The sequence below is a fragment of the Nocardioides caeni genome (assembly GCF_004912195.1).
In the GTDB taxonomy this organism is placed as follows: domain Bacteria; phylum Actinomycetota; class Actinomycetes; order Propionibacteriales; family Nocardioidaceae; genus Nocardioides; species Nocardioides caeni.
Map to the genome: position 1 here is coordinate 71,288 of NZ_STGW01000005.1, position 25,122 is coordinate 96,409.

The 25,122-nt window shown below is 69.8% G+C and carries 22 protein-coding genes; 8 read left to right on the plus strand and 14 right to left on the minus strand.

Annotation, left to right across the window (positions count from 1 at the left end; genetic code table 11):
- Nucleotides 1-28: 28 nt before the first annotated feature.
- A complete protein-coding gene (gene uvrA / locus E9934_RS09710) occupies nt 29-3,025 on the minus strand; it encodes an excinuclease ABC subunit UvrA (RefSeq protein ID WP_136562700.1) in 2,997 nt (998 codons plus the stop codon).
- Nucleotides 3,026-3,171: 146 nt separating this feature from the next.
- Here uvrA and E9934_RS09715 point away from each other — a divergent pair, with 146 nt between their 5' ends.
- A complete protein-coding gene (locus tag E9934_RS09715; protein ID WP_158294974.1) occupies nt 3,172-3,864 on the plus strand; it encodes a maleylpyruvate isomerase family mycothiol-dependent enzyme in 693 nt (230 codons plus the stop codon).
- Nucleotides 3,861-4,532 carry an MBL fold metallo-hydrolase gene (locus tag E9934_RS09720; RefSeq protein ID WP_136562702.1) on the plus strand — a complete coding sequence of 224 codons (672 nt, stop codon included), beginning with the start codon at nt 3,861-3,863 and terminating at the stop codon, nt 4,530-4,532. The genes E9934_RS09715 and E9934_RS09720 overlap by 4 nt, the downstream gene beginning before the upstream one ends.
- 49 nt (nt 4,533-4,581) lie before the next feature.
- Here the strand turns inward: E9934_RS09720 and E9934_RS09725 are convergent, their stop codons facing one another.
- The 3 genes from E9934_RS09725 to E9934_RS09735 all read right to left on the minus strand — a co-directional run bounded on the left by E9934_RS09725 (nt 4,582) and on the right by E9934_RS09735 (nt 6,562).
- Nucleotides 4,582-5,622: an Ig-like domain repeat protein gene (locus tag E9934_RS09725; protein WP_136562703.1), complete on the minus strand. Its 1,041-nt coding sequence runs from the start codon at nt 5,620-5,622 to the stop codon at nt 4,582-4,584.
- Between the two features lie 68 nt (nt 5,623-5,690).
- A complete protein-coding gene (locus tag E9934_RS09730) occupies nt 5,691-6,299 on the minus strand; it encodes a DNA-3-methyladenine glycosylase I (protein ID WP_136562704.1) in 609 nt (202 codons plus the stop codon).
- Nucleotides 6,300-6,358: 59 nt separating this feature from the next.
- A complete protein-coding gene (locus tag E9934_RS09735; protein ID WP_136562705.1) occupies nt 6,359-6,562 on the minus strand; it encodes a cold-shock protein in 204 nt (67 codons plus the stop codon).
- Nucleotides 6,563-6,792: 230 nt separating this feature from the next.
- Here E9934_RS09735 and E9934_RS09740 point away from each other — a divergent pair, with 230 nt between their 5' ends.
- Entirely contained in the window at nt 6,793-8,733 is a 1,941-nt protein-coding gene (locus E9934_RS09740; protein WP_136562706.1) for an FAD-dependent oxidoreductase, read from the plus strand.
- Between the two features lie 26 nt (nt 8,734-8,759).
- Here E9934_RS09740 and E9934_RS09745 read toward each other — a convergent pair whose 3' ends face one another.
- The 4 genes from E9934_RS09745 to E9934_RS09760 all read right to left on the minus strand — a co-directional run bounded on the left by E9934_RS09745 (nt 8,760) and on the right by E9934_RS09760 (nt 11,948).
- Entirely contained in the window at nt 8,760-9,191 is a 432-nt protein-coding gene (locus tag E9934_RS09745) for an SRPBCC family protein (RefSeq protein ID WP_158294975.1), read from the minus strand.
- Between the two features lie 187 nt (nt 9,192-9,378).
- A complete protein-coding gene (locus E9934_RS09750) occupies nt 9,379-10,476 on the minus strand; it encodes a ferredoxin--NADP reductase (RefSeq protein WP_136562708.1) in 1,098 nt (365 codons plus the stop codon).
- Between the two features lie 33 nt (nt 10,477-10,509).
- Nucleotides 10,510-10,812, minus strand: a complete 303-nt coding sequence (locus E9934_RS09755) for a hypothetical protein (protein ID WP_136562709.1) — start codon at nt 10,810-10,812, stop codon at nt 10,510-10,512.
- The gene (locus E9934_RS09760) at nt 10,812-11,948 is read right to left on the minus strand and encodes a 3-ketosteroid-9-alpha-monooxygenase, oxygenase component (protein ID WP_136562710.1); all 1,137 of its coding nucleotides are present in this window, start codon (nt 11,946-11,948) and stop codon (nt 10,812-10,814) included. The genes E9934_RS09755 and E9934_RS09760 overlap by 1 nt, the downstream gene beginning before the upstream one ends.
- A gap of 82 nt (nt 11,949-12,030) precedes the next feature.
- Here E9934_RS09760 and E9934_RS09765 point away from each other — a divergent pair, with 82 nt between their 5' ends.
- Genes E9934_RS09765 through E9934_RS09775 form a run of 3 tightly spaced genes read left to right on the plus strand, consistent with a single transcriptional unit; the run spans nt 12,031 to nt 15,845 of the window.
- Nucleotides 12,031-13,224 carry an acyl-CoA dehydrogenase family protein gene (locus E9934_RS09765; RefSeq protein WP_136562711.1) on the plus strand — a complete coding sequence of 398 codons (1,194 nt, stop codon included), beginning with the start codon at nt 12,031-12,033 and terminating at the stop codon, nt 13,222-13,224.
- A gap of 9 nt (nt 13,225-13,233) precedes the next feature.
- Nucleotides 13,234-14,280, plus strand: a complete 1,047-nt coding sequence (locus E9934_RS09770) for an acyl-CoA dehydrogenase family protein (protein ID WP_136562712.1) — start codon at nt 13,234-13,236, stop codon at nt 14,278-14,280.
- The gene (locus E9934_RS09775) at nt 14,277-15,845 is read left to right on the plus strand and encodes a long-chain-fatty-acid--CoA ligase (RefSeq protein WP_136562713.1); all 1,569 of its coding nucleotides are present in this window, start codon (nt 14,277-14,279) and stop codon (nt 15,843-15,845) included. The genes E9934_RS09770 and E9934_RS09775 overlap by 4 nt, the downstream gene beginning before the upstream one ends.
- Here the strand turns inward: E9934_RS09775 and E9934_RS09780 are convergent.
- Genes E9934_RS09780 through E9934_RS09790 form a run of 3 tightly spaced genes read right to left on the minus strand, consistent with a single transcriptional unit; the run spans nt 15,838 to nt 20,080 of the window.
- Nucleotides 15,838-17,286 carry an LVIVD repeat-containing protein gene (locus E9934_RS09780; protein WP_136562714.1) on the minus strand — a complete coding sequence of 483 codons (1,449 nt, stop codon included), beginning with the start codon at nt 17,284-17,286 and terminating at the stop codon, nt 15,838-15,840. The genes E9934_RS09775 and E9934_RS09780 overlap by 8 nt on opposite strands.
- A gap of 53 nt (nt 17,287-17,339) precedes the next feature.
- Nucleotides 17,340-18,446, minus strand: coding sequence for an NAD(P)H-dependent flavin oxidoreductase (locus tag E9934_RS09785; RefSeq protein ID WP_136562715.1), 1,107 nt, complete (start codon nt 18,444-18,446; stop codon nt 17,340-17,342).
- A complete protein-coding gene (locus E9934_RS09790; protein ID WP_136562716.1) occupies nt 18,446-20,080 on the minus strand; it encodes an acyl-CoA synthetase in 1,635 nt (544 codons plus the stop codon). Before E9934_RS09790 ends, E9934_RS09785 begins: the two co-directional genes overlap by 1 nt.
- A gap of 46 nt (nt 20,081-20,126) precedes the next feature.
- Between E9934_RS09790 and E9934_RS09795 the strand changes: the two genes are divergently transcribed.
- Nucleotides 20,127-20,909 carry a crotonase/enoyl-CoA hydratase family protein gene (locus tag E9934_RS09795; protein WP_136562717.1) on the plus strand — a complete coding sequence of 261 codons (783 nt, stop codon included), beginning with the start codon at nt 20,127-20,129 and terminating at the stop codon, nt 20,907-20,909.
- A gap of 47 nt (nt 20,910-20,956) precedes the next feature.
- Here E9934_RS09795 and fadD8 read toward each other — a convergent pair whose 3' ends face one another.
- The 3 genes from fadD8 to E9934_RS09810 are packed head-to-tail and all read right to left on the minus strand — an operon-like array spanning nt 20,957 to nt 24,072.
- Complete coding sequence (fadD8, locus tag E9934_RS09800; RefSeq protein WP_136562718.1) at nt 20,957-22,555, minus strand: fatty-acid--CoA ligase FadD8; 1,599 nt, start codon at nt 22,553-22,555, stop codon at nt 20,957-20,959.
- A 56-nt stretch (nt 22,556-22,611) separates the two neighbouring features.
- On the minus strand, nt 22,612-23,001 hold the full coding sequence (locus tag E9934_RS09805) for a hypothetical protein (protein ID WP_136562719.1): 390 nt from the start codon (nt 22,999-23,001) through the stop codon (nt 22,612-22,614).
- A 27-nt stretch (nt 23,002-23,028) separates the two neighbouring features.
- Nucleotides 23,029-24,072, minus strand: coding sequence for an LLM class F420-dependent oxidoreductase (locus E9934_RS09810; protein ID WP_136562720.1), 1,044 nt, complete (start codon nt 24,070-24,072; stop codon nt 23,029-23,031).
- An 80-nt stretch (nt 24,073-24,152) separates the two neighbouring features.
- Between E9934_RS09810 and E9934_RS09815 the strand changes: the two genes are divergently transcribed.
- A complete protein-coding gene (locus tag E9934_RS09815) occupies nt 24,153-25,112 on the plus strand; it encodes a Zn-ribbon domain-containing OB-fold protein (RefSeq protein ID WP_136562721.1) in 960 nt (319 codons plus the stop codon).
- Nucleotides 25,113-25,122 lie beyond the last annotated feature (10 nt).

Here is a 25,122-nt window from a genome sequence, read left to right on the forward strand (position 1 = left end):
AGCCTGTGGCCGGGCGATGCGAACCGGCTCAGGCCTTGGCGGAGCGGGTCGCCTTCTTCGCGGGCGCCTTCCTGGCAGGAGCCTTCTTGGCCGGAGCCCTCTTCGCTGCCGACTTCTTGTCGGGCTCCGGAGCCGGCGCCTTCCGCGGACGGCCGGGCTGCTTCGCGCCGCGGCCGTCGAGCAGGGGAGCCAGGAAGCTGCCGGTGTGGCTCGCTGCGACGGCGGCGACCTCTTCCGGCGTGCCCTCGGCGACGACGGTGCCGCCCCGCGAGCCACCCTCGGGACCCATGTCGATGATCCAGTCGGCGGTCTTGATGACGTCCAGGTTGTGCTCGATCACCAGGACCGTGTTGCCCTTGTCGACGAGACCGGCGAGGACGTCGAGCAGCTTGCGGATGTCCTCGAAGTGCAGGCCGGTCGTCGGCTCGTCGAGCACGTAGACGGTGCGTCCGGTGGATCGCTTCTGCAGCTCGGCGGCGAGCTTGACCCGCTGCGCCTCGCCGCCCGACAGCGTGGTCGCCGGCTGACCGAGCCGGACGTAGCCGAGGCCGACCTCGGTGAGCGTCTTCATGTGCCGTGCGATCGCCGGGACCGCGCCGAAGACCTCCAACGCCTCCTCGATCGGCATGTCGAGCACCTCGGCGATGGTCTTGCCCTTGTAGTGCACCTCGAGCGTCTCGCGGTTGTAGCGCGCTCCGTGGCAGACCTCGCAGGGGACGTAGACGTCCGGCAGGAAGTTCATCTCGATCTTGATCGTGCCGTCGCCGGCGCACGCCTCGCAGCGACCGCCCTTGACGTTGAAGGAGAAGCGGCCCTGCTGGTAGCCGCGCATCTTGGCCTCGGGCGTCTGCGCGAACAGCTTGCGGACGTGGTCGAAGACGCCCGTGTAGGTCGCTGGGTTGGACCGCGGCGTGCGGCCGATCGGCGACTGGTCGACGTGGATGACCTTGTCGACGTGCTCGAGCCCCGTGACCTTCTGGTGGCGCCCGGGGATCGCGCGGGCGTTGTAGATCTGCTTGGCCAGCGACGTGTAGAGGATGTCGTTGACCAGCGTGGACTTGCCGGACCCGGAGACGCCGGTGACGGCGCAGAAGACGCCGAGCGGGAAGGCGACGTCGACGCCCTGGAGGTTGTGCTCCTTTGCGCCGATCACCTTCAGCTCGCGACCGACGGTCCGCGGGCGTCGTACGGCGGGCACGGCGATCTCGCGTCGACCGGAGAGGTACTGCCCGGTCATCGAGTCCGGGTGCGTCAGCAGGTCGGCCACGGTGCCGGAGTGGACGACCTGGCCGCCGTGCTCGCCGGCGCCCGGGCCGATGTCGACGATCCAGTCGGCGACCTTGATGGTGTCCTCGTCGTGCTCGACGACGATGAGGGTGTTGCCGAGGTCCTTGAGGCGGATCAGGGTCTCGATCAGCTTCTGGTTGTCGCGCTGGTGCAGGCCGATCGACGGCTCGTCGAGGACGTAGAGGACGCCGACGAGGCCGGCGCCGATCTGGGTCGCGAGCCGGATCCGCTGGGCCTCGCCGCCGGACAGCGAGCCCGAGGGCCGGTCGAGCGAGAGGTAGTCGAGGCCGACGTCGAGCAGGAAGTTGAGACGCTCCTGGATCTCCTTGAGCACCCGCTCGCCGATCTGGCGCTCACGGGCGGACAGGTCGAGGTCGGCGAGATAGGCGGCCGCCTCGTTGATCGGCAGCGCGCACACTTCGGCGATGTTCTTGCCGCCGGCCTCCCGGGAGCCCAGCGTGACCGACATCGACACGGGCTTGAGGCGGCTGCCGGCGCACACGGGGCACGGGACCTCCCGCATGAAGCCCTCGAAGCGCTCGCGGCTGGTGTCGCTCTCGGCCTCGCGGTGGCGCCGCTCGACGTAGGTCCGGACGCCCTCGAAGTCGGCGTAGTAGGAGCGCTCGCGGCCGTAGCGGTTGCGGGTGACGACGTGGACCTTGGTGGGGTGGCCCTCGAGGATCGCCTTCTGCGCCTTCGGTGACAGCTGCTCCCACGGCGTGTCGACGTCGAAGCCGAGCTCCTCACCGAGGGCGATGAGCAGGCGCCCGAAGTAGTCCGCGACGTGGGCGTGGCTCCACGGCTGCAGCGCGCCCTCGGCGAGGGTCGCGTCCTGGTCGGGCACCACGAGCTCGGGGTCGACCTCCATCCGGGTGCCGAGGCCGGTGCAGGACGGGCAGGCGCCGAACGGGGAGTTGAACGAGAACGAGCGCGGCTCGAGGTCGTCGGTCTCGATGGCGTGCTCGTTGGGGCAGGCCATCTTCTCGGAGAACCTCATCTCCTCGCCGCCCCGCTTGGTGCTGTCGACCATGTCGAACACGACGAGCCCGCCGGCGAGGCCGAGCGCGGTCTCGACCGAGTCGGTCAGGCGCCGCTTGGCCGAGTCCTTGACCGCCAGGCGGTCGACCACGACGTCGATGCTGTGCTTGAGCTTCTTGTCGAGGGTCGGCGGGTTGTCGAGGCTGTGCGTCTCGCCGTCGACCCTGACCCGGGAGAACCCCTGGGACTGCAGCTGCCGGAAGAGGTCGACGTACTCCCCCTTGCGGCCGCGCACGACGGGTGCGAGGACCTGGAAGCGGGTGCCCTCCTCGAGAGCCATCATCCGGTCGACGATCTGCTGCGGCGTCTGGCGCTCGATCGGGGCCCCGCACGTCGGGCAGTGCGGTCGCCCGGCGCGGGCGTAGAGCAGTCGGAGGTAGTCGTAGACCTCGGTGATCGTGCCGACCGTCGAGCGGGGGTTCTTGCTCGTGGACTTCTGGTCGATGCTCACCGCCGGGGACAGGCCCTCGATGAAGTCCACGTCGGGCTTGTCCATCTGGCCCAGGAACTGACGCGCGTAGGCGGACAACGACTCGACGTAGCGTCGCTGCCCCTCGGCGAAGATCGTGTCGAACGCCAGGCTCGACTTGCCCGAGCCCGACAGTCCGGTGAAGACGATCAGTGAGTCGCGGGGCAGGTCGATGGAGACGTCCTTGAGGTTGTGCTCCCGCGCCCCGCGGATGATCAGCTGGTCGATCACTGCTTGCCCTTCATGGCTGGTCGGACCCACGACGGATCCGTCGAACACATGTTCGCCATCGTACGACGGCACGGCAAACCGCCACGCCTGGGACCCAGCCTCTCACCCGCCACCGACAACGCTCGTTTCGCGGGCATGATGGTGGTGTGACGCCCCCCGAACAGACCGCCATCGAGGCCGCCACCGACCGCCTCCTCGCCACCGTGGAGGCCCTCCCGGACGACACCTGGCGGGTCCAGAGTCTCTGCTCCGGCTGGTCCCGCGCGCACGTGGTGGCCCACGTCGCGCTCAACGCGGAGGGTCTCGCCGGCGTGCTCGGCGGCCTGGCCGATGGCCGGCCGACCACCATGTACGTCTCGGACGAGCGTCGCGACTCCGACATCGCCGAGCTCGGCGCGGGTCCCGTCGAGGAGATCCGCCGGCGTCTGACGGCGGCCTGTGCCGCCTTCGCGGACGCGGATCAGAGGGCCGGCGTGGTTGCCGCCGGCACCACCTTCGACCGGACTCCCGGCGGCCAGGTGCTCGACGCCTCCTTGATCCCGCTCCTGCGGCTGCGCGAGGTCGAGATCCACCACGGAGACCTGGTGGCCGGCTATGGCCCCGAGGACTGGCCTGCGGAGACGGCCCGGGAGTTCCTGGCGTGGTCGGCACGGCGTCACCGCGGTCCCGGCTTCCACGTCGACGCCGACGGCTGGCTCCTCGACTTCGGCACGCCCGGTGCGGAGGCGCCGACGCTCTCCGGCCCCGTGGCCGCCCTGGCCTGGTGGGCCACCGGTCGCGACCCGGGGCCAGTACTGTCGAGCACGGACGGGACGCTGCCGACGATGGGGGGACGATGACCTACACCGGAGAGGTGACGCCGGGCGGCGCACCCGACGTACGCGAGCTGGCCGACCTGACCATCACGAAGGTCGCGGTCGACGAGAAGATGTCCAACAACTGCTACGTACTGACCTGCCGAGCGACCGGCAGCCGAGTGCTCATCGACGCCGCCGACGCCGCGGAAGAGCTGTTGGCGCTGCTCACCGGCACCAACCTCGGCTCCGTGATCACCACCCATCAGCACTGGGACCACCACCGCGCGCTCAAGGCGGTCGCCGAGGCCACCAGCGCCGCGGTGGTCGCCGGCGAGCCCGACGCCGACGCCATCACGGAGCAGACCGGCGTGCACGTCGACCGACGCGTCGTCGACGGTGACACCATCGTGGTCGGCGAGTGCGTCCTCGAGGTCATCCGGATCACCGGGCACACCCCCGGCTCGATCTGCCTGCTCTACCGCGACCCCTCAGGTCACCCGCACCTGTTCACCGGCGACTCGCTCTTTCCGGGCGGCGTCGGCAACACGTTCGGCGATGACGCGGCGTTCGCGACCCTCATCGACGACGTCGAGACCAAGATCTTCGGCACGCTCCCGGACGACACCTGGTTCTACCCCGGCCACGGCAACGACTCCACCCTCGGCGAGCAGCGTCCGCACCTGGCCGAATGGCGCGAGCGCGGCTGGTGAAGCGCTCGCACCGTCACCCTGCCCTGAGGTCAGCCGACAGCATCCGGGGTCAGCGCCGGACGGTGATCACCCGCGTCGCCGACGACGACGCGTTCAGCGTGGTGGCCCGATAGACCACCGTGACGGTGGCCCTGCCCCTGGCCAGCCTCGGTAGCCGCTGCGTCACCGTCCCGTTGACGAGCGTGCGGGTGGCGACGGACCTGCCGTTCACCCGGATCACCACTCTCCCCTTCGCGGCGACGCCGCCGGCCTTGACCCGAGTGGTGATCGTGGGCCGCGCTCCGACCTTGACGGAGGTCGGCGCAGCGAGAGACGTGATCGTGACGTACTTGGGCACGGTGACCGTCACCGGGACGGCGGTCGAGCTCGCGAAGGCGGGGAAGGGACTCTCGAACCAGCCGATGTAGGTGTGCTTGCCGGGCAGCACACCGGTCAGGGAGCCCGTCCCGGCCCCACCCAAGAGCAGCAGACCTAGGAGGGAGTCGTGGACCTCACGGATCTGGATGCTCGATCCGGCGGGCGGAGCCGGCGTGACCGAGCCCGTGAAGGTCACCTTCTGCCTGCTCACCACCGCCGACAGCGTGGTGAGCGTCGGCTGGGCGTCGACGACGGTGACCTGCGTCTGCGACCCGGCGCAGTAGAGGTACGACGAGCCGTAGTAGAACCGCACGGTGTAGGTGTGGGAGCCGGGCACCAGCGGGAGGTCGGTGATGACCGTCGGCGTCTCACCGGTCGGGTTGTTGACGTTCCAGCGACGCCTCGACCCCACGACGGCACCGACCTCGTCACGCACGATGTAGTAGCCCCTGTCGGCCGGTGGAGTCGGCGTCGGTGGCGGGCCCTCGTAGAAGGACTGGGCGCACGTCGTCGAGAGGTGGATGTCGAACGTTCCCGTGTCGTGGTCCACCGCCGTCCAGGTGGCGCCGGCCGTGGTGCCCGTCACCGAGCCGGCATCGCCGGTGATGGGCGTCGCGTTGGCGATCAGGTCGTTCGACGGCGCTGCCGCATCGGCCCGGGCCGCGCCGAGCCCGACACCGGCCAGGGACGTGGCGACAAGCGCCAGGGTCGCCGACAGCGCACGGACGGTCATGTTGGCACGCTAGCCAGCGGGGAACCTGCCGGGGCAGTAGGGAATCGGCGTAGTCCGCGTGCGGGGGACTACGCCGGGGAGGCGAAGGACGCCCGCGCGTCGCGGACGGCCTCGCGGGTCACGCACCCCTCGACGTGGTCGTTGACGAGGCCCATCGCCTGCATGAAGGCGAAGGCGGTGGTCGGCCCGACGAAGCGCCAGCCGCGCTTCTTGAGGTCCTTCGACATCGCGATGGCGGTGGGCGAGGTGGTGAGCGTCTGCGGGACGGGCACCTCGGCCGGGTCAGGCTCGAAGGACCAGAAGTACGCCGCCAGCGAGCCGCGCTCCTCGATCAGCTCGAGCGCGCGGGCGGCGTTGTTGATGGTCGCCTCGATCTTGCCGCGGTGGCGGATGATCCGCGCGTCGGTCAGCAGGCGAGCGACGTCGGTCTCGCCGTAGGCCGCGACGAGGCTGGGATCGAATCCGGCGAAGAGCTCGCGGAAGGCCGGGCGCTTCACCAGGATCGTGCGCCAGCTCAGCCCGGACTGGAAGCCCTCGAGGCACACCTTCTCGAAGAGGCGCAGGTCGTCGACGACGGGGAAGCCCCACTCGGTGTCGTGGTAGGCGGGGAACTCCGGCGCGGAGACCGCCCACGAGCACCGGAAAATGCCGTCAGGGCCGGGCAGCACGTTCGTCACGCGACGAACTGTGCCACCCGGCCCCGACAGTGCGAGCCCAAGATGGGCTCAGCGCAAGATCAGACCTTGCGGACGTTCTCGGCCTGCGGGCCCTTGGGGCCCTGCGTGACCTCGAACTCGACCTTCTGGTTCTCGGCGAGGCTCTTGAAGCCGGTGCCGGCGATGGCGGTGTGGTGAACGAACACGTCGGCGCCGCCACCGTCCTGCTCGATGAAGCCGAAGCCCTTGTCGTCGTTGAACCACTTCACGGTGCCACTGGCCATGTGAGTCTCCTTGAATCGTCATCCTCGAGCCGTGCCGGTCAAGTCGACCGACACGGGCTGAAACCACTCGAACGGCGTCTCAGCATGACCAAGAGCAACTGCAGTGACCGCTGGTCGACAGGACAGACCGACCGGCGGGAAGGTGCGTGTCACCACGGACCTCCTTCAACACGTCGACGCTAGCACTGACTTGCTCGCCATGGGGCATTGCCACCCCTAGAGTCCCGATCATGGCGTTCACTGCACGGCAGGTCCGGGCGATGGGTCTCATCGCCGACACGTTCGCGGGCAGCACCGACGGCGCGCCGCTGCCGACCGATCTGGGCACCCACGAGCTGGCCCTGAGCCTTGCCGAGCGCAACCCTCGGGCCGGCGAGATCCGCCAGCTCAAGGTCCTCCTCGATCTCTGGGACTCCCGCGCGACCGGTCTCGCGCTCACGGGCCGACCACGCCGCTTCTCGCAGCTCTCCCAGGCAGAGCGCGAGGCGGCGCTGCTCTCGCTGTCGGACTCCTCGATCGGCGCGAAGCGAGCTCTCTTCCAGGGGCTCAAGACGGCCGCGCTCTCGTCGTACTACATGACCGGAGGTCCGCAGGTCTGGGACGACCTGGGCTACTCCGGTCCCCTCGGCGTCCGGCCCGACCCGCCGGCGCCCGAGATCCAGCCGCTCACCATCGACCGGGAGACGGCGATGTCCTGCGACGTCGTCGTGGTCGGGTCGGGCGCGGGCGGCGGTACGGCGGCCGGGGTCCTGGCCGCGGCCGGGCTCGACGTGATCGTCCTCGAGGCCGGCCAGCTCCACGACGAGCGCCACTTCGACGGCGGGGAGGAGACCGGCTTCCTCGAGCTCTACGCTCTCGCGCCCCAGTCGACAGCGGAGGGGCAGGTCGCGCTGGTCGCCGGACGCGGCCTCGGCGGCGGGACGGTCGTCAACTACACGACGTCCTTCCGCACCCCGGACCGCGTGCGGGAGGAATGGGCGGGTCACGGTGTCCCCCAGTTCACCACCGAGGAGTACGCCGCCTCGATGGACGCCGTCTGCGCGCGACTGGGCGGCAACACCGAGCATGACAAGGCCGCGCCCCGTGACGCACTCCTGGAGCGTGGGGCGCTCGCACTGGGCTGGGAGTCGGCCGCCATGCCGCGCAACGTCCTCGGCTGCGACCAGGACGTCGAGTGCGGGCGCTGCGGCATGGGCTGCCGGGTCGGTGCCAAGCAGTCGACCACCAAGACGTGGCTGCTCGACGCGGCTCGCGCGGGAGCTCGCCTCGTGACGGGCGTCCAGGTGCGCCAGGTGCAGACCAGCTTCGGCCGGGCCACCGGGGTGGTGGGAGTCAGCGACGCAGGGCACCGGGTGCGGGTCCGCGCCCGTGCGGTCGTCGTCGCCGCGGGCGCGATCCAGACGCCCGCCCTCCTGCACCGCAGCGGGCTGACCAATCCCAACATCGGACGTCATCTCCGCCTGCACCCCGCGACGGCGGTGTGGGGACGGATGGACGAGCCCGTGCGTGGCTGGGTCGGATCCATGCAGAGCCGCTACGTCGACGCGATGACCGACCTCGACGGCAACGGCTACGGCGTGCTCTTCGAGACCGCGCCCCTGACGCCCGGCTTCGGCACGGGATTCGTCAACTGGCGGGGTGCTGACGACTTCCGCGACCGGATGAAGGACCTGCAGCACATGCTCGGGGTGGCCCTCATCGTCCGTGACCGTGACCCGGGCGGCACCGTCGAGACCGGCAAGGACGGCGAGCCGATCGTCCGCTACCGGCTCTCGCCGCGCGACACCGAGCACCTGATGCAGGGCATGGTCGGGGCGGCCCGCATCGCGGAAGCCGCCGGAGCCCGCTGGATCGCCTCGACGCACCACCGCCCGGTCGACTACGAGCCCGGTGTGCGTGGCTCGGTCGAGTCCTTCGAGAGGGACCTCCGGGCGGCGGGCGCCGCGCCTGCGTCGCTCGCGCTGGCAGCGCTCCACATCATGGGGAGCGCACGGATGGGCGGCTCCCCCGACACCTCGGCCCTGGACCCCGACGGCCGCACGTGGGACGTGGAGGACCTCTACGTCGCCGACGCCTCGTGCTTCCCGACGCCGTCGGGCGTCAACCCGATGATCTCCATCGAGTCGATCGCCCACATGATCGCGATGCGTCTCGCGGCCCGCCTCGGCTGACGAGCGGCCTCAGACCCGGATCCGGGTCAGAGCGCGAGGAGGTGCTCCTCCAGGCTGGATGCCACGCGCGACCCGAGGACCTCGATGCCGCCGGCGATCAGAGGTGTGGCGAGCTTCGCCGCCCCGCGCGGCGTGAACTCGGCGCGATAGGTGACCGTCGTCGAGGTGCCGTCGGACGAGAACGACATCGTGTCGTGCAGGTCGAGGCCACTGGCGGAGCCCACGAGCTCGAATCGCTCGTAGGGCTCGTAGGCGACCACTTCGTAGTCCACCGTTGCCTCGTGTCCGAGAACCTTGCTCACGTTGCGGTAGGTCGTGCCGACGCCACCGTCACCCGACGTCCGGACCGTCGAGACCGTCGGCGGGTCCCACTGCTCCGTGGTCGAGAAGTCGGTCAGATAGGTCCACACGGCCTCGACGGGGCGATCGACCGTGATGGTGCGCTCGACGGAAGACATGCGCTCCCGGTACCCGTGCGCGTCCGCGCCAGTCGGGACCGATGGCCGCCAGGCGGACTTGAGCTCTACGCAAGACAACTGCGAGCGCGGCAGCGTGGCGTCCCGGGCGGCGAAGCCGCATCGGAGGCAAGCATGGGCCCGAAGGGTCCGTGCGCTGCCTTCGATCGGACGACACGCTCGCGCCATTTCAGCTGTAGCTGACCTTGACCGTGTCGGTGAGCGGCAGCGCCTGGCAGCCGAGCCGGATGCCGTCCTCGAGGTCGTCCTTGTCGAGGACGTCGTTGTGGATCATCTTCACGTCGCCCTCGACGAGTCGGATCGCGCAGGCCGAGCACTCCCCCTCGCGGCAGGAGTACGGCGCCTTGACACCCTTCGACTCCAGGAAGTCGAGCATCTTGGTCCGGGGGTCCCAGTCGTCGAAGGTGTGCTCCTCGCCGTCCAGCTCGACCTCGAGCTTGACCGGTCCGGCGGGCAGGTCACCGAAGGCGTCCGCGGCCGCGGCGTCGTCGTCGGACTCGGCCGCGGCGATCTCCTCCTCCGCGGCCTGGATCTCAGCGACGTCGCCGAAGGGGTTGCCGCCGAGGGAGACGAACTTCTCCTGGTGGCGCAGCTCGCGCGGGACCTCGAGCTCCTTGAGGACCGAGGTGACCATCTTCATGAAGGGCGCGGGACCACAGACGAAGGAGTCGAACCCGGCGTACTGCCGGGCGAAGGCCTTCATCTGCTCCTGGGTGGGCAGGCCCTGGACGCTCTCTAGCCAGTGGATGACCTGGAGCCGGTCGGGGTGCTCCGCGGCGAGGCGCGTGAGCTCGTCGGCGAAGATGACCGACCGTTCGTCGCGGTTGGCGTAGAAAACGACGATCCGACCGGCGCCCTCCACCAGCGCGGTGCGGGTGATCGACATGATCGGCGTGACGCCGGAGCCGCCGCCGAAGAGCAGCAGGTCGGCGTTGATGTCCTTCGGCGTGAAGATCCCGGACGGCGGCAGCACCCTCAGGGTGTCGCCGACGGCGAGGTTGTCGCAGATCCAGTTCGACGCGTAGCCGTCGGCGGTGCGCTTGACCGTCACGGTCAGCGGACCACCGTCGTGCGGGCTGCTGGACAGCGAGTAGCAGCGCGCCGCGAGTCCGGTCTGGTCGCTCGGCACGGCGACCGTCAGGAACTGGCCCGGTGTGTAGGCGAACTTCTCCGCCGCACCCTCGGGCACGGCGAAGCTGATGGACTTGGCGTCGGCGGTCTCCTCGACCACGCCGACGACGTCCAGCACAAAGGACTCGATGTCCACGGAACTCCTACGAAACGTTGTGTGGGGCGGGGCTCAGTACCCGTCGTACGCGCCGATCGGGACGTCTCCGGCCCGAACCGCGTCGTCGATGCTAGCCATCATGCGCGGGCACGGCTTGTGCAGATCTCGCCTGCCGGGCCCGGTTCCTCGGCGCTGGAACTCTTGACAATGCGACCGTCCCTCCGTGCTCCATTGCACGGAGGTCTGGTGCTCGCTGTTCTTCTTCACCCGCACCGACGCGAGGCAGTCGAGGCAGGCGACCTCGACGAGGCGCTCCTCGGTGTAGAGGCGCTGGTCCTCGACGGTCTCGGCGCTGGAGGGGACGAAGGAGGCCATCAGTGGTGGGCGTGCTCGCCGTCGGCAGCCATCCGGGCAAGGTTCTCGGCGACCTCGGCGTGCCAGTACTCGTTGGCCTTGGTGGTGTCGACCTCGAACTCGAACCGGTCGGTCATCTCGGGCTTGATGTCGGCGACATCGGTGTAGAACTGCTCGTACCACCGACGCAACTGGTAGACGGGACCGTCCTCCTCGCAGAGCAGCGGATTCTGGACCGCGACCTTGTTCTCCCAGATCGCCACGTCCTGGAGGAAGCCGTCGCCGAAGGACTTGGTATAGGCCTCGGCGATGTAGTCGACCGACTTCTCGTCGAGACCCTCGGGCTTCCGCACGCTGATGCCGTACTGGAGCCGGAAGCTCTCGGGCCCGGTCGGAATGTGACAGTTGATGAGGATGACCTCGGTGACGAAGCCCTTGTAGTCGACCTCGAGCCAGTTGATCATGTACGACGGCCCGTAGTAGGTGGCCTCGGAGCGCAGCATCGAGTCCTCGCCGCTGTAGCCGCCGTCCCCCTTGTCCGGTCGCCCCTTCGACTCCATGAACTGGGTGGCGGTGTGACCCTCGAAGATGTTGCGGAAGCTCGTCGGGAAGGCGAAGTGCACGTAGTAGAAGTGCGCCATGTCCGCGACGTTGTCGATCAGTTCGCGGCAGTGGGAGCCGTTGATCTCCTTCACGTGCCACGACCACGGCGTGTACTTGTCCGTCATCACGTCCGGCAGCTCCGGAGGCAGCAGGTCGTGGTCGGCCGCCGACCCCTCGGGGTCGTTCCAGATCAGCAGCTGCCCGTTGCGCACCGCCGTCTCGTAGCGCTGCGTGCGGGCGCGCAGCGGCACGCGCCGCGCGTAGGGGATCTCCTTGCACTTGCCGTCGCCACCCCAGCGCCAGTCGTGGAAGGGACAGGCGATGTTGTCGCCCTTGACCTCGCCCTGGGTCAGGTCGCCACCCATGTGCCGGCAGAAGCCGTCCAGGACCTTGAGCTCCCCCTGGGAGTCGGCCCACACCACGAGCTTGGTGCCGAAGCCCTCGATCGGGTGCGGCTTGCCGTCGCGGAAGTCCTCGGCGAGGCCGAGGCAGTGCCACCCGCGCGCGAAGCGGATGGGCGCATTTCCCTGATCGAGGGTTCGGGTGTCGGTCATGTAGAACACGTTACAGTTTTGCCGTTACAGTGACAACAACCGGCTCGCCCGGACGCACCACAGACCCGCCACAGGAGATCCGATGCACATCGACCTGGAGCCGCAGCAGATCGCGCTGCGCGAGGAGCTCCGCGCCTACTTCGCCGAGCTCGTCACGCCGGAGATCCGGGCCGGGCTGGCCTCGGCCACCGGCGAGTTCGGCGAGGCCGGCGTCTACAAGGACGTCATCCGACAGATCGGCAAGGACGGTTGGCTCGGTATCGGCTGGCCCAAGGAGTACGGCGGCCAGGCCCGCTCCATGGTGGAGCAGCTCATCTTCACCGACGAGGCTGCCGTCGCGGGCGTCCCGATCCCCTACCTGACGCTCAACACGGTCGGGCCGACGATCATGCGCTTCGGCAGCGAGGAGCAGAAGGAGTTCTTCCTCCCGAAGATCCTCGCCGGAGAGCTGCACTTCTCGATCGGCTACTCCGAGCCCGGCTCCGGCACCGACCTCGCCTCGCTCCAGACGAAGGCGGTCCTCGACGAGTCGACCGGCGAGTGGGTCATCAACGGGCAGAAGATGTGGACCTCGCTCATCCAGTACGCCGACTGGCTCTGGATGGCCTGCCGCACCGAGCCCGACGCACCGCGCCACAAGGGCCTGTCGATGATCCTCGTGCCCGCGGACTCGCCCGGCTTCTCCTACACCCCGGTCCACACGGTGGCCGGGGTGCACACCTCGGCGACCTACTACACCGACGTCCGCGTCCCCGCCGGCAACCTCATCAGCGAGCGCGGCGGCGGCTGGGCCCTGATGACCAACCAGCTCAACCACGAGCGGGTGGCCCTCACGTCCGCCGCACCGCTGCGCCTCTCCCTCGACACCGTCAAGCAGTGGGCGTCCGAGACGCGCAACCCCGACGGCAGCCGCGTGATCGACACCGAGTGGGTCCAGATCGCCCTCGGTCGTGCCCACGCCCGGATCGAGGCGCTGACCCTCGTCAACTGGAAGCTCGCCGCCGACGCCGACCACGGCGTGGCGCTCTCCCCGGCCGAGGCGTCGGCCACCAAGATCTACGGCTCGGAGCTGGCGACCGAGGTCTACCGGACGTTGATGGAGATCGTCGGCCCGCATGCCGGCATCACTGCGGACTCCCCGGGCGCGGCGGTGGCCGGCCGCCTCGAGCGCTTCCACCGCTCCTCGCTGGTCATGACCTTCGGTGGCGGCACCAACGAGATCCAGCGCGACATCATCGGCTACGTCGGCCTCGGCCTCCCGGCCGCGAAGCGATAAGGACACCCCATGGACTTCCTCTTCACCCCTGAGCAGGACGAGGCGGCGGATCTCGCGGCGAAGATCCTCGCCGACAAGACGACCAATGAGCGCCTCAAGCAGGTCGAGGTAGACGAGACGACACCGGGGCGCTTCGACCGCGACCTGTGGAAGGACCTCGGCGAGGCCGGCCTGCTGAGCCTCCACCTCCCCGAGGAGTACGACGGGGCGGGGCTCGGCCTCATCGAGCTCGCCCGGGTCCTGGTCGAGACCGGCCAGCGTGTCGCCCCCGTCCCGCTGGCCGTGCACGGCGCGTGCACCGCGCTGCTCGCCGAGCAGGGGCACGCCCCCTCTGCTGCCGTCTACGCCGCCGCGGTCGCCGAGGAGCGGGCCCATCTGCCGTCCGCGCCCACCGTCACCGCGGACGCGACCGGTGCCCTCACCGGCGTCAAGACGCTGGTCCGCGCCGGCATGGTCGCGGACGCGTTGCTCGTGACCGCGACCGGGCCGGAGGGCGTGGGCGTCCACCTCGTCGAGACCGCCGGGCTGGACCGCCAGCCGCAGAAGACCAGTGACGGCGACGTCGCGGCGCTCGTCACCTTCGACGCCACGCCGTCGACGCGCGTCGGCGATGCCGCGGCCGCGGAGCGACTGGGTCACCTGCTGGTCGCCCTCTCCGCCGCCGAGCAGCTCGGCGTCACGGAGGGTGCGCTGCGCCTCACCGCGGCGTACGCGAAGACGCGCGAGCAGTTCGGCCGACCGATCGGCACCTTCCAGGCGGTGTCCCAGCGCCTGGCCGACGGCTTCATCGACGTCCTCGGCCAGCGCCTGACGCTGTGGCAGGCGATCTGGCGCCTGCAGGAGGGCCTGCCGGCTGCGACCGAGGTCGCGACCGCCAAGCTGTGGGCCGCCGACGCCGGTCACCGGATCGCGCACACGACGGTCCACGTCCACGGTGGTGTGGGCATCGACCTCGACGGCGAGGCGCATCGTTACTTCACCACCGGCAAGCGTTTCGAGTTCCTCTTCGGGGGCGCGACGGAGCAGGCGCTGGCGATCGGCCGCACCTTCGCATGACCGTACGCGAGCAGCTGCTCGCCCGCTCGTCCGACGGCCGCCCCGGCCTGCTCTTCGAGGATCGGCGCTGGTCGTGGTCCGAGGTCGTCCAGGAGAGCGCGGCACGGGCCAACGCTCTCGACGAGGTGCTGGCGTCCGACCGACCGCCTCACGTCGCCGTGCTGATGGACAACGTCCCCGAGTTCGCCTTCGTGCTCGGCGGTGCGGCCCTGGCCGGCCAGGTCGTCGTGGGCCTCAACAGCACCCGCCGGGGCGCGGCGCTCGCAGGAGACGTCGCGCGCACCGACTGCCAGGTCGTCCTGGTGGAGCCGCACCTGCGGGACCTGCTCCCGGACGACCTCTCCGTGCCGGTCATCGACGTCGACGGGGCAGCGTGGCGCGACCTCCTCGAGCGACAGGCCGGCGCTCCGCTGCCCGACCACCGGTCGAGCCCGGACGACCTGCTGATGCTGATCTTCACCTCGGGCACCTCCGGCGACCCCAAGGCCGTCCGGGTCACCGACCAGAAGGTCTCCGGCCCCGGCGTCCTCCTCGGCGAGCGCTTCGGGCTCAGCGCCGGGGAGGAGCAGGACATCGCCTATGTGTCGATGCCGATGTTCCACTCCAACGCGATCATGGCCGGGTGGGCGCCGGCACTCGCGACCGGCTCCGCGGTCGCCCTCGCCCGACGGTTCAGCGCCTCCGGCTTCCTCGTCGACGTGCGGCGCCATGGCGCCACCTACGCCAACTACGTCGGCAAGCCGCTGACCTACGTGCTGGCCACCCCCGAGCAGCCCGACGACGCGGACAACCCGCTGCGGCTGGTCTTCGGCAACGAGGCCAACGAGGCCGACATCGCCGCCTTCGCGGAGCGCTTCGGCTGCGAGGTCGTCGACTCCTACTCCTCGACCGAGAACGCCGTCATCGTCCAACGCCGCCCCGGGATGCCGGCCGGCAGCCTCGGGATGCCGCTCGAGGGGATCAAGGTCCTCGACAGCGAGACGGCGTCCGAGACCGCCGACGCGGTCTTCGACGGCGACGGCGCCCTCCTCAACGCCGACGAGGCGATCGGAGAGCTCGTCAACACGGCCGGCCGGGGCGCCTTCGCCGGCTACTACAAGGACGACGACGCCGAGGCCGACCGGATGCGCGGCGGGATGTACTGGTCCGGCGACCTGGCCTACCGCGACGCCGACGGCTGGGTCTACTTCGCTGGGCGCACCGGCGACTGGCTGCGGGTCGACGGCGAGAACCTCGCCGCCGCCCCCATCGAGCGGGTGCTGCTGCGCCACCCTGCCGTCGCCGAGGCGGCCGTCTATGCCGTGCCCGACCCGAAGGTCGGCGACCAGGTCGCCGCGGCACTGCTCCTGCGGAGTCCCGTCGGACCCGATGAGCTCGAGTCCTTCCTCAGTGCCCAGGCGGACCTGTCACGCAAGGCATGGCCGCGCTTCGTGCGGATCGTCGAGGCACTCCCCCGGACCGCGACCAACAAGGTGCTGAAGCGGACGCTGGCGGCTGAGGGAGTCCCCGCGCCGGGCACCGCGTGGGTGCGGGCCGAGCGCGGCACGTCGTACGACGTCAGTTGAGCAGGTCCTCGACGCCGTTGGTGAGCTCGACGACGAAGAAGCCTCCGGTGCCGTCGGTGTACCAGACCGTGCCCGCCTCGACGTCCCACGCGGGCTGTGACATCGCGGTCGCGCCGTTGCGCGAGGGCTTGTTGAAGTAGGCGACCTCGACGGGGTTCTCGACGTCGCGGATGTCGAAGATCCGCAGGCCCGAGCCGAGCATCGAGCAGGCGGCGAGGTTGGGGTTGTCCCGCGTCGGCACCGAGCAGTAGTGCGCCGAGTAGCCGCCGATCGGCAGCGCCGCACCCGGGTCCTTCATGAGCTCGGCCGTGCGGTTCTCCTTCTGGTGCACCGCGAGGCGGATGTCGGAGACGAGCGCGGGCGCCGAGGAGTCGGTGACGTCGATGATCCGCGCGGCACCGACTGGACTCGTCGCGAAGTCGACCGTCCAGCCGTCGCCGAAGAAGTCCGTGAACTCGTCGACCTCGAGGACGTACTGACGCCCGTCACGCGTGAAGGGCTCGGCCACCTGCGGGATGGAGATGTCGGTCCAGTCGAGCTCGGAGAGCTTGGTGATCTTCGCCGACTTCTGGCGGTCCTGGACCTGCGAGACGTCGTAGATCTGCAGGCTCGGGTTGTCGAGGATGCTGTTGGCCGAGGGCGCACCCATGTTGGCGACGTACATCGTGTCGCCGTCGTCGGAGAAGCGCAGGCCGTGGGCGACCAGGCCGGGGTGGATCAGGATCGGCTTCGGCGACTTCGGGTTGACCATGTCGATCGCGGTGATGGTGAAGCCCGCGGCGCCCGCCGACCAGAAGGTGTTGCCGTCGGGCGAGAAGCCGCTCTCGTGCCCCAGGACGCCGGACAGTGAGGACGACAGCAGCCGCGGCTTGCGGCAGTCCTTGCTGATGTCATAGACGTCGAGCACGCCGGGCGCCGTGAGCAGCGTGCCCATGACGCCGACCAGCAGTCCCCGCTCCTCGTTGAGGAGCAGCGACTCGTGCGGGCTCAGCATGGCCGGCGACATCAGGTTGGCGGTCTTGCGCGGCGCGGCCGGATCGGCCATGTCGAGCACGACGACGCCCAGTCCGGTGCCGTTGAGCAGGTTGCCGACGACGTCGAGCCCGATCATCCGGGTCGAGTCGTAGAACGCGCAGGTGTGTCCCTGGGCGTCGGTGTAGCGCAGCGTCTTGAACCCGCCGGTCGCGCCGTACTTGCCCACCTGGCGGGTGTTGCAGGTGTAGCCCTTGAGCGCGCGGCCCGAGGTGAAGTCGGCCTTGGGGGTGCGTCCCTGGAGCCCGGTCTCCGGCAGCGAGTCGGGTCCGCACGTCGCCGTGGGCACCGCCTGCGGCGGGCCACCGTCCTCTGCGACGGCGAAGGTGCCGCCGATGACGACGCCGGCGGCGGCGACCGCCACCGCCACGCGACGTCGCAGCGGGTTCAGCATCGGTCGAGCCCCCATGGCCAGCTCCTCGTCTCGGGTGACGCGCGTCACTCTAGTGGTGCGTGCGGGCGTCAGCCGCCGGCGATGCCGTCGAGCTTCTTGACGGTGTCCTGGAACTCCGCCACGAGGTCGGCCATGACCTCGGCGACGGGGCGGACCTCGTTCATCCGACCGACGATCTGACCGATCGGCATCGAGATGACGTCCGGGTCGCCGGAGGCGTTGATCCGGTTGTGCGCGTCGGCGACCAGGAGGTTCTGCAGCGGCATCGGGAGAGGCGCGGGAGCACCCTCCTCCTCCCAGGCCTGCGTCCACTTGGTCTTCAGGAGGCGCGCGGGCTTGCCGGTGTAGACCCGGGTGCGCACCGTGTCGGACGACGTCGCGCGCAGGAAGGCGGTCTCCCAGCCCTCGTTGGAGGCGAGGTTGCGATACTCCTCGGTGCCGAGCCAGATCGAGCCGGTCCACACGCCCTGGGCGCCGAGCCCGAGCGAGGCAGCGATCTGCCGGCCGGAGCCGATGCCGCCCGCGCCGAGGACGGGGACGTCGGGACCGACGGCGTCGACGATGTCGGGGGTGAGCACCATGCTGGCGATCTCGCCGGTGTGGCCGCCCGCCTCGTAGCCCTGGGCGATGATGATGTCGACGCCGTTGGCGACGTGGCTCTGCGCGTGCTTCGGCGCACCCGCGAGGGCCGCGACCTTCAGGCCCGCGGCCTGGCACTCCGCGATCACGTCGGTCGGCGGCGTGCCGAGCGCGTTGGCGATGAGCACCGGGCGGTGCTGGAGTGCGACGTCCACGTGGGAGCGAGCCATCGAGTGCAGCCACCCCAGGACGCCCTCGCGCCCCTCGCCCTCCGGGAGCGGCGGGACGCCGAGCTTGAGCAGCGTCTCGTCGACGAACTTCCGGTGGTCCTCGGGGATGTACTGCGAGAGGTCGGTCGAGGTTCCCTCGGTGGGCACCTTCATCGGCATGACGACGTCGACGCCGTAGGGCTTGCCGTCGGTGTTGTCGTCCATCCAGGTCAGGACCCGGTCGAGCTCCTCGGCGTCGTTGAACCGGACGCACCCGAGCACACCCAGGCCACCGGCACGCGACACGGCCGCGGCGACGTGCTCGGAGGGGGTGAAGGCGAAGATCGGGTACTCGATGCCGAAGGCATCGCACAGCGGGGTGCGCATCAGGCGTTCGCTCCAGTGGTCGTGGCGGTTGCGGCGAGGGCCATCTCCTTCGCCTTGGGGTACTGCGCCTTGCCGGTGGCATTGCGCGGGATCTCCGGGACGATCGTCAACGCCCGCGGCAGCTTGTAGCCGGAGAGGTGCGCGCGGAGGAACGTGCGGAGCTCCTCGAGCTCGACCGTGTGCCCCGGACGGGCCTCGACGACGGCAGCGACGGCCTGCCCGTACTTCTCGTCGGGCAGGCCGACCACCAGGCAGTCATAGACGCCCGGGTGGGCCTTGATCGCCTGCTCGACCTCCTCCGGATAGACCTTCTCGCCACCGGTGTTGATGCAGTTGGAGCCACGGCCGAGCAGGGTGATCCGGTTGCCCTCCTCGATCCGGGCGTTGTCGCCGGGGATCGAGTAGCGCACGCCGTCGATCTCGACGAAGGTCTTCGCCGACTTCTCGGGGTCCTTGTAGTAGCCGACGGGCACGTTGCCGGAGCGAGCCGTGCGGCCGACCCGGCCGACGTCCTTGACGGGGTCGAGGAGCTGGTTGTCGTCGCCGAGGATCACGGTCGTCGGCGGGATCGACACGACCGGTCCATCGGTCGACAGGGCGCTGGCGTCCTGCAGGCCGGTGCCTTGGAAGCCGGTCTCGGAGGAGCCGACGGAGTCGGTGAAGACGGCGTTGGGGAAGTGCTTCATCCAGCGCTCCTTGACCGACTTCGAGAAGATCGCGGCGCTGGAGGCGATGGCGAAGAGCGTCTGACCGTCGAAGCCACCGGCCTCGTAGGCGTCGATGAGCGGGACCGCCATCGCGTCGCCGGTCATGAACATCATCTGCACGCCGTGCTTGTCGACGAGCTCCCAGGTGCGGACCGGGTCGAACTTCGGCTCGAGGATCGTCACCTGACCGGCGAAGAGGTGCATGAGCAGCGATGCCTGCGCGCCGCCGTGCATCAACGGGCTGAGCGGCAGCGTGACCAGGCTGTCGTCCTTGGCCTTCTTCGACTGGTCGTACTCCTCCAGCGGCTCGGCCGTCATGAAGTCGATGCCGCCGCCGAGGACTCGCCAGAAGTCCTCGTGCCGCCACATCACGCCCTTGGGGAAGCCGGTGGTGCCACCCGTGTAGATGATGTGGATGTCGTCGGGGCTGCGCTCGCCGAAGTCGCGGGCGTCGGACTGGCCGGCGACGGCCTGCTCGAGCGTGACGCCGCCGAACGACGACAGGTCGCTGGCGTCGTCGGGCTCGAGCGGGTTCGGCACCGCCACGAAGGTCTTCAGGCTCCCGATCTTCGGCGCCACCTCGGCGACCAGCGGGGCGTAGACCCGGTCGTGCACCAGACCGACCAGGTCGGCGTTGTCGAAGAGGTACTCGAGCTCGCCGGCGACGTACCGGAAGTTCACGTTGATCGAGACGGCCCGCACCTTGAGGATCGCGATCAGGGCGATGACGTGCTCGATCGAGTTCTTGGAGTAGAGACCGACGTGATCGCCCTTGCCGATGCCCTGCGACTGCAGGTAGTGGGCGAGCCTGTTGGACTCGGCCTCCAGTTCGGCGAAGGAGATGACGCGGTCCCCCACCTGGACGGCGGGCTTGTCCGGAACGGCGTCGACGGCGTGTTCGAAGAGGTCGGCGATGTTGAGGGCCACGACGCGAGACTAGAACACGTTTCACTTTTTCGCTAGCGTGGTTCACATGACTGATTGCCTCGTCGAGCAGGACGGCCACAAGCTCGTCGTCACCATGAACCGTCCCGAGCGTCGCAACGCGCTGTCGAGCGAGATGCTCCGGATCATGGAGGACGCGTGGGACCGGGTGAACGACGACCCGGAGATCCGCGTCTGCATCCTCACCGGCGCCGGCGGCTACTTCTGCGCCGGCATGGATCTGCAGAAGGCCGACGAGAAGCCGCCGTCGGAGAGCTTCGAGTCGGGTGAGTACGACCCCACCGTGATCAAGGGCCTGCTCAAGGGCTTCCGGCTCACCAAGCCGCTCATCGCCGCCGTCGAGGGTCCCGCCATCGCAGGCGGCACCGAGATCCTGCAGGGAACCGACATCCGCGTCGCCGGCGAGTCCGCCAAGTTCGGCGTCGCCGAGGCGCGCTGGTCGCTCTACCCGATGGGTGGCTCCGCCGTCCGCCTCCCCCGCCAGATCCCCTACACCGTCGCCGCCGAGCTGCTCCTCACCGGCCGCACCCTCCTCGCCCCCGAGGCCAAGGAGCTCGGCCTGATCGGCCACGTCGTCCCGGACGGGTCGGCGCTGGCCAAGGCGCACGAGATCGCCGACCTGATCGCCGCCAACGGCCCCCTCGCCGTCCAGGCCATCCTCAAGACCATGCGCGACTCCGAGGGCAAGCACGAGGAGGACTGCTGGGCCGAGGATGCCAGGATCGGCGCGGCCGTCTTCTCCTCCGCCGACGCCAAGGAGGGTCCGCGCGCCTTCCTCGAGAAGCGCGCTCCGCAGTTCCAGGGGCGGTGATGTGGGTGCGCAATTCACGGGTTGACCCGTGAATTGCGCAGCCCGCATCAACCCACCGAGCGGTCGCCGGTCCAGAAACGGGCGCGCAGGGCCTTCTTGTCGGGCTTGCCGAGGGCGGTGAGGGGCAGCGCGTCGACGGCGATGACGTCCTTGGGTGCCTGGACCGAGCCCTTGCGCTCCTTGACGGCCGCCTGGATCTCGGCGACGACCTCGTCGGTCAGCTCGTGCCCGTCGCGGAGTACGACGACCGCGGTCACGGCCTCGCCGAACTTCTCGTGCGGCGTGCCGATGACGCCCACCTGTGCGATGGCCGGGTGCTCCGCGATCACGTCCTCGACCTCACGCGGGAAGACGTTGAAGCCGCCGGTGACGATCATGTCCTTGGTGCGGTCGACGATGTACCAGAAGCCGTCCTCGTCCTCGCGGGCCACGTCGCCGGTGTGCATCCAGCCGTCGCGGAAGGTCTCGGCCGTGGCCTCGGGCAGCTGCCAGTAGCCGGCGGACAGCAGTGGTCCGGCGACGCAGATCTCCCCCGGCTCGCCGGGCGCGACCGGGTTGCCCGACTCGTCGAGCAGTGCCGCCCTGATGTAGGCCGACGGTCGGCCGCACGACGTCAGGCGGGACTCGATCGGCTGGCCGTCGGCGTCGACGTGGTCGCCCTTCGGGAAGTAGCTGATCACCATCGGCGCCTCGGACTGCCCGTAGTACTGGGCGAAGATCGGGCCGAACCGCTCGATCGCCTCCTTCAGGCGGACCGGGTTGATCGCGCTGGCGCCGTAGTAGACGGTCTCGAGGGAGGACAGGTCGCGCGTCCGCGAGTCGGGGTGGTCCATCAGCGCGTAGAGCATCGTCGGCACGAGCATCAGCGAGTTGATCCGCTTCTCCTCGATCGTCTTCAGCACGTCGGCGGGGTCGAAGCGGGCCGACACGAAGAGCGTGCCGCCCTGCAGCACCACCGGCACGAAGAAGGCGGCGCCCGCGTGCGACAGCGGCGTGCACATCAGGAAGCGCGGCTCTGCTGGCCATTCCCACTCCGCCATCTGGATCTGCGCCATGGTCGAGAAGGCCCGCACGTTGCCGATCACGCCCTTGGGCTTGCCGGTGGTGCCGCCGGTGTAGGTGATCGAGGTGATGTGGTCGGGCTCGAGGACGGCGGCCGTCAGCGGCTGCGGCGTGAAGGTCGCCGCGACCTCGGTCAGATCGGTGCCGACCTCGGCGAGCTCCTCCGGCACTGGACCGATCGTGAGCACCTGCTTGAGGCCGGGGCACTTGCCCAGCAGCTCGACCGCACGTCCGGCGAAGTAGGGGTCGATGACCAGCGTGGTGATGCCGGCGTCATTGATGACATAGGCGTGGTCGTCGGCGGACCCGAGCGGGTGCAGCGACGTGCGCTGGAAGCCCTGCGTCTGGCCGGCGCCGAGGATGAAGAGGACCTCGGGCCGGTTCAGCGCGAGGAGCGCTCCCGGCGTACCTCGGCCGGCGCCGAGGGACTCGAAGGCCTGGATGTATTGCGAGATCCGGTCCGCGGTCTGCTTCCCGGTCAACGTCACGTCGCCCAGGTGCACGATCGGACGGTTCGCGTGGCGCTTGAGGGCGGCGACCATGAGGTGGCCGTTGTGGGCAGGGGTGCGGAGCGAGTCGGTCACGCGCTCACACTAGAACGTGTTCTATTTCGGATCAAGGACCCGGGGATCGGGCCGGCTCAGCTCGCCGGCCGTTCCTCCGCGGGTACGACGAGCGGGCGCACGCCGCCGAGGCGACGCTGGAAGTGGACGTGGCCCTCACGGCTCTCGAGGATCTGCCAGAGCGTGCGGTGAGCGGCCCACGGCAAGGGCTCGTCGCCGCGGCGCCACATCTCCCCGAAACTGACCCAGACCGGCGTCCAGTGGGCGGCGTCGTCCCAGGCGCCCCTGCGTGCCATCAGCAGGGTGCGGCGCAGCTGGAACGCCTGACGCGGACCGTCGGGGCAGATGGGCGCGGTCGCGACCGGCCACACCCGGAAGTCGAGCTCCATCAGCTCGAGCTCCAGGTCGGCCAGCACGTCGGGGTCGACCAGGACGGTCGCGACGTTCTCGTGCGGAGGCCGCGTCATGGAGGAACGCTAGCCCCGGGCCCCGGATCAGGCCAGCAGCTCGGCCACCTTGCGCACCTCGTCGGCGCTGCGGCAGGACAGCAGCAGTGTGGTCACGCCGGTCTCCTCCCACTGCGCGACGCGCTCCTTGACCTCGCTCGGCGTGCCGATGATGTGCAGGTCGTCGACCAGCTCGTCGGGGATCAGCGCTGTCGCCTCCTCCTTGCGTCCGTCCAGGTAGAGCTCCTGCACCTTCGCCGCCAGGTCGCCGTAGCCCATCCGCGTGAAGACCTGGGTGTGGAAGTTCTGCTCCTTGGCGCCCATGCCGCCCATGTAGAGCGAGGCGAACGGCTTCATCGCGTCCAGGGCCTGCTGCTTGGCCGCAGCGTCCGGGACGATCTGCAGGTTGCAGGTCGCGGCGATCTCGAAGTCGGCGCGGCTCCGGCGCGCGCCCGGCCGCGCGAAGCCCTCGTCGAGCCACGGCTGGTACATGCCCGAGCTCTTGGGGGTGTAGAAGATGGGGATCCAGCCGTCGGCGATCTCCGCGGTCTGGGCGACGTTCTTGGGGCCCTCGGCGCCCAGCCAGATCGGCAGGTCGGCGCGCAGCGGGTGGACGATCGGCTTGAGCGGCTTGCCCAGGCCGACTGAGCCGGGACCGCGGTAGGGCAGCGCGTGGTGCGGGCCGTCGTTGGTCACCGGTGCCTCGCGGGCGAGCACCTGGCGGATGATGTCGACGACCTCGCGGGTGCGCGCCAGCGGCTTCTCGAACGGCTGTCCGTACCAGCCCTCGACGACCTGGGGACCACTGACGCCCATGCCGAGGATGACCCGGCCGCCGGTGAGGTGGTCGAGGGTCAGCGCGTGCATGGCGATCGAGGTCGGCGTCCGACCTGACATCTGGACGATCGACGTGCCGAGGCGCACCCGCGACGTCTCGCGGCCCCACCACGCGAGCGGCGTGAACGCGTCACTCCCCCACGCCTCGGCGGTGAAGATCGCGTCGAATCCGGCGTCCTCCGCGGCCGCCACGAGCTCGCCCACGCCCTGCGGCGGCTGCGCGCCCCAGTAGCCCAGCTGCAGTCCCAGTCTCATGCGTCGCATCATGCCGGGTCGCCACGCCGCATTTCTAGAACATGTTTCACTTTTGAGCAGAACATGTTTCACTTCGGGTCATGAGTCGCACCCTCTCGGCGCCCGTGACGGTCGCCTTCGACTACACCCGATCGACCGGCCCCGTCGTCGGTCGCTTCCTCTCCGGACTCCGCGACGGAGTGGTCGTGGGCGGACGGACCTCGACGGGCCAGGTCGTCGTCCCGCCGCTCGAGTTCGACCCCGTCACCCACGAGGCGACGACTGAGTTCGTGGAGGTCTCGCCCGTCGGCACCGTCACCTCCTGGACCTGGGTCCCGGAGCCCGTCAAGGACCAGCCGTTCGACCGGCCGTTCGCCTTCGCGCTGGTCACCCTCGACGGCGCGGACGCGCCGCTGCTGCACGCGCTCGACGTCTCCTCGCCGGCCGAAGTGACCACCGGCATGCGGGTGCGCGTGCGCTGGGCCGCCGAGCGCGTCGGCCACATCAACGACATCGCGTGCTTCGAGCCGCTCGCCCCGGGTGAGGCCGAGGCCGCAGCACCGGCAGCCTCGAGCGAGGAGCCGGTCACCGGCGTCGTCACCAAGGTCTCGCTCGACTACCAGTACGCCGCCTCGCCGGAGGAGTCGCTCTTCTATCGCGGCCTCAACGAGGGCCGGATCATGGGCCAGCGCTGCCCCACCTGCCAGAAGGTCTACGTCCCGCCGCGCAGCGCGTGCCCCTCGGACGGCACGCCGACCGTGGAGGAGGTCGAGCTCTCCCAGACCGGCACGATCACGACGTTCTGCATCGTCAACGTGCCCTTCCTCGGCCAGAAGATCACCCCGCCGTACGTCTCGGCGTACGTGCTCCTCGACGGCGCCGACATCGCGGTCCTGCACCTGATCCTCGGCGTCCCCGCCGACGAGGTGCGGATGGGCATGCGGGTCAAGGCGGTCTGGAAGCCGAAGGACGAGTGGGCGTACTCCCTGGAGAACATCGACCACTTCGCGCCGACCGGCGACCCGGACGCCGACTACGACACCTACAAGCACCACCTCTGAGACGGGAGAA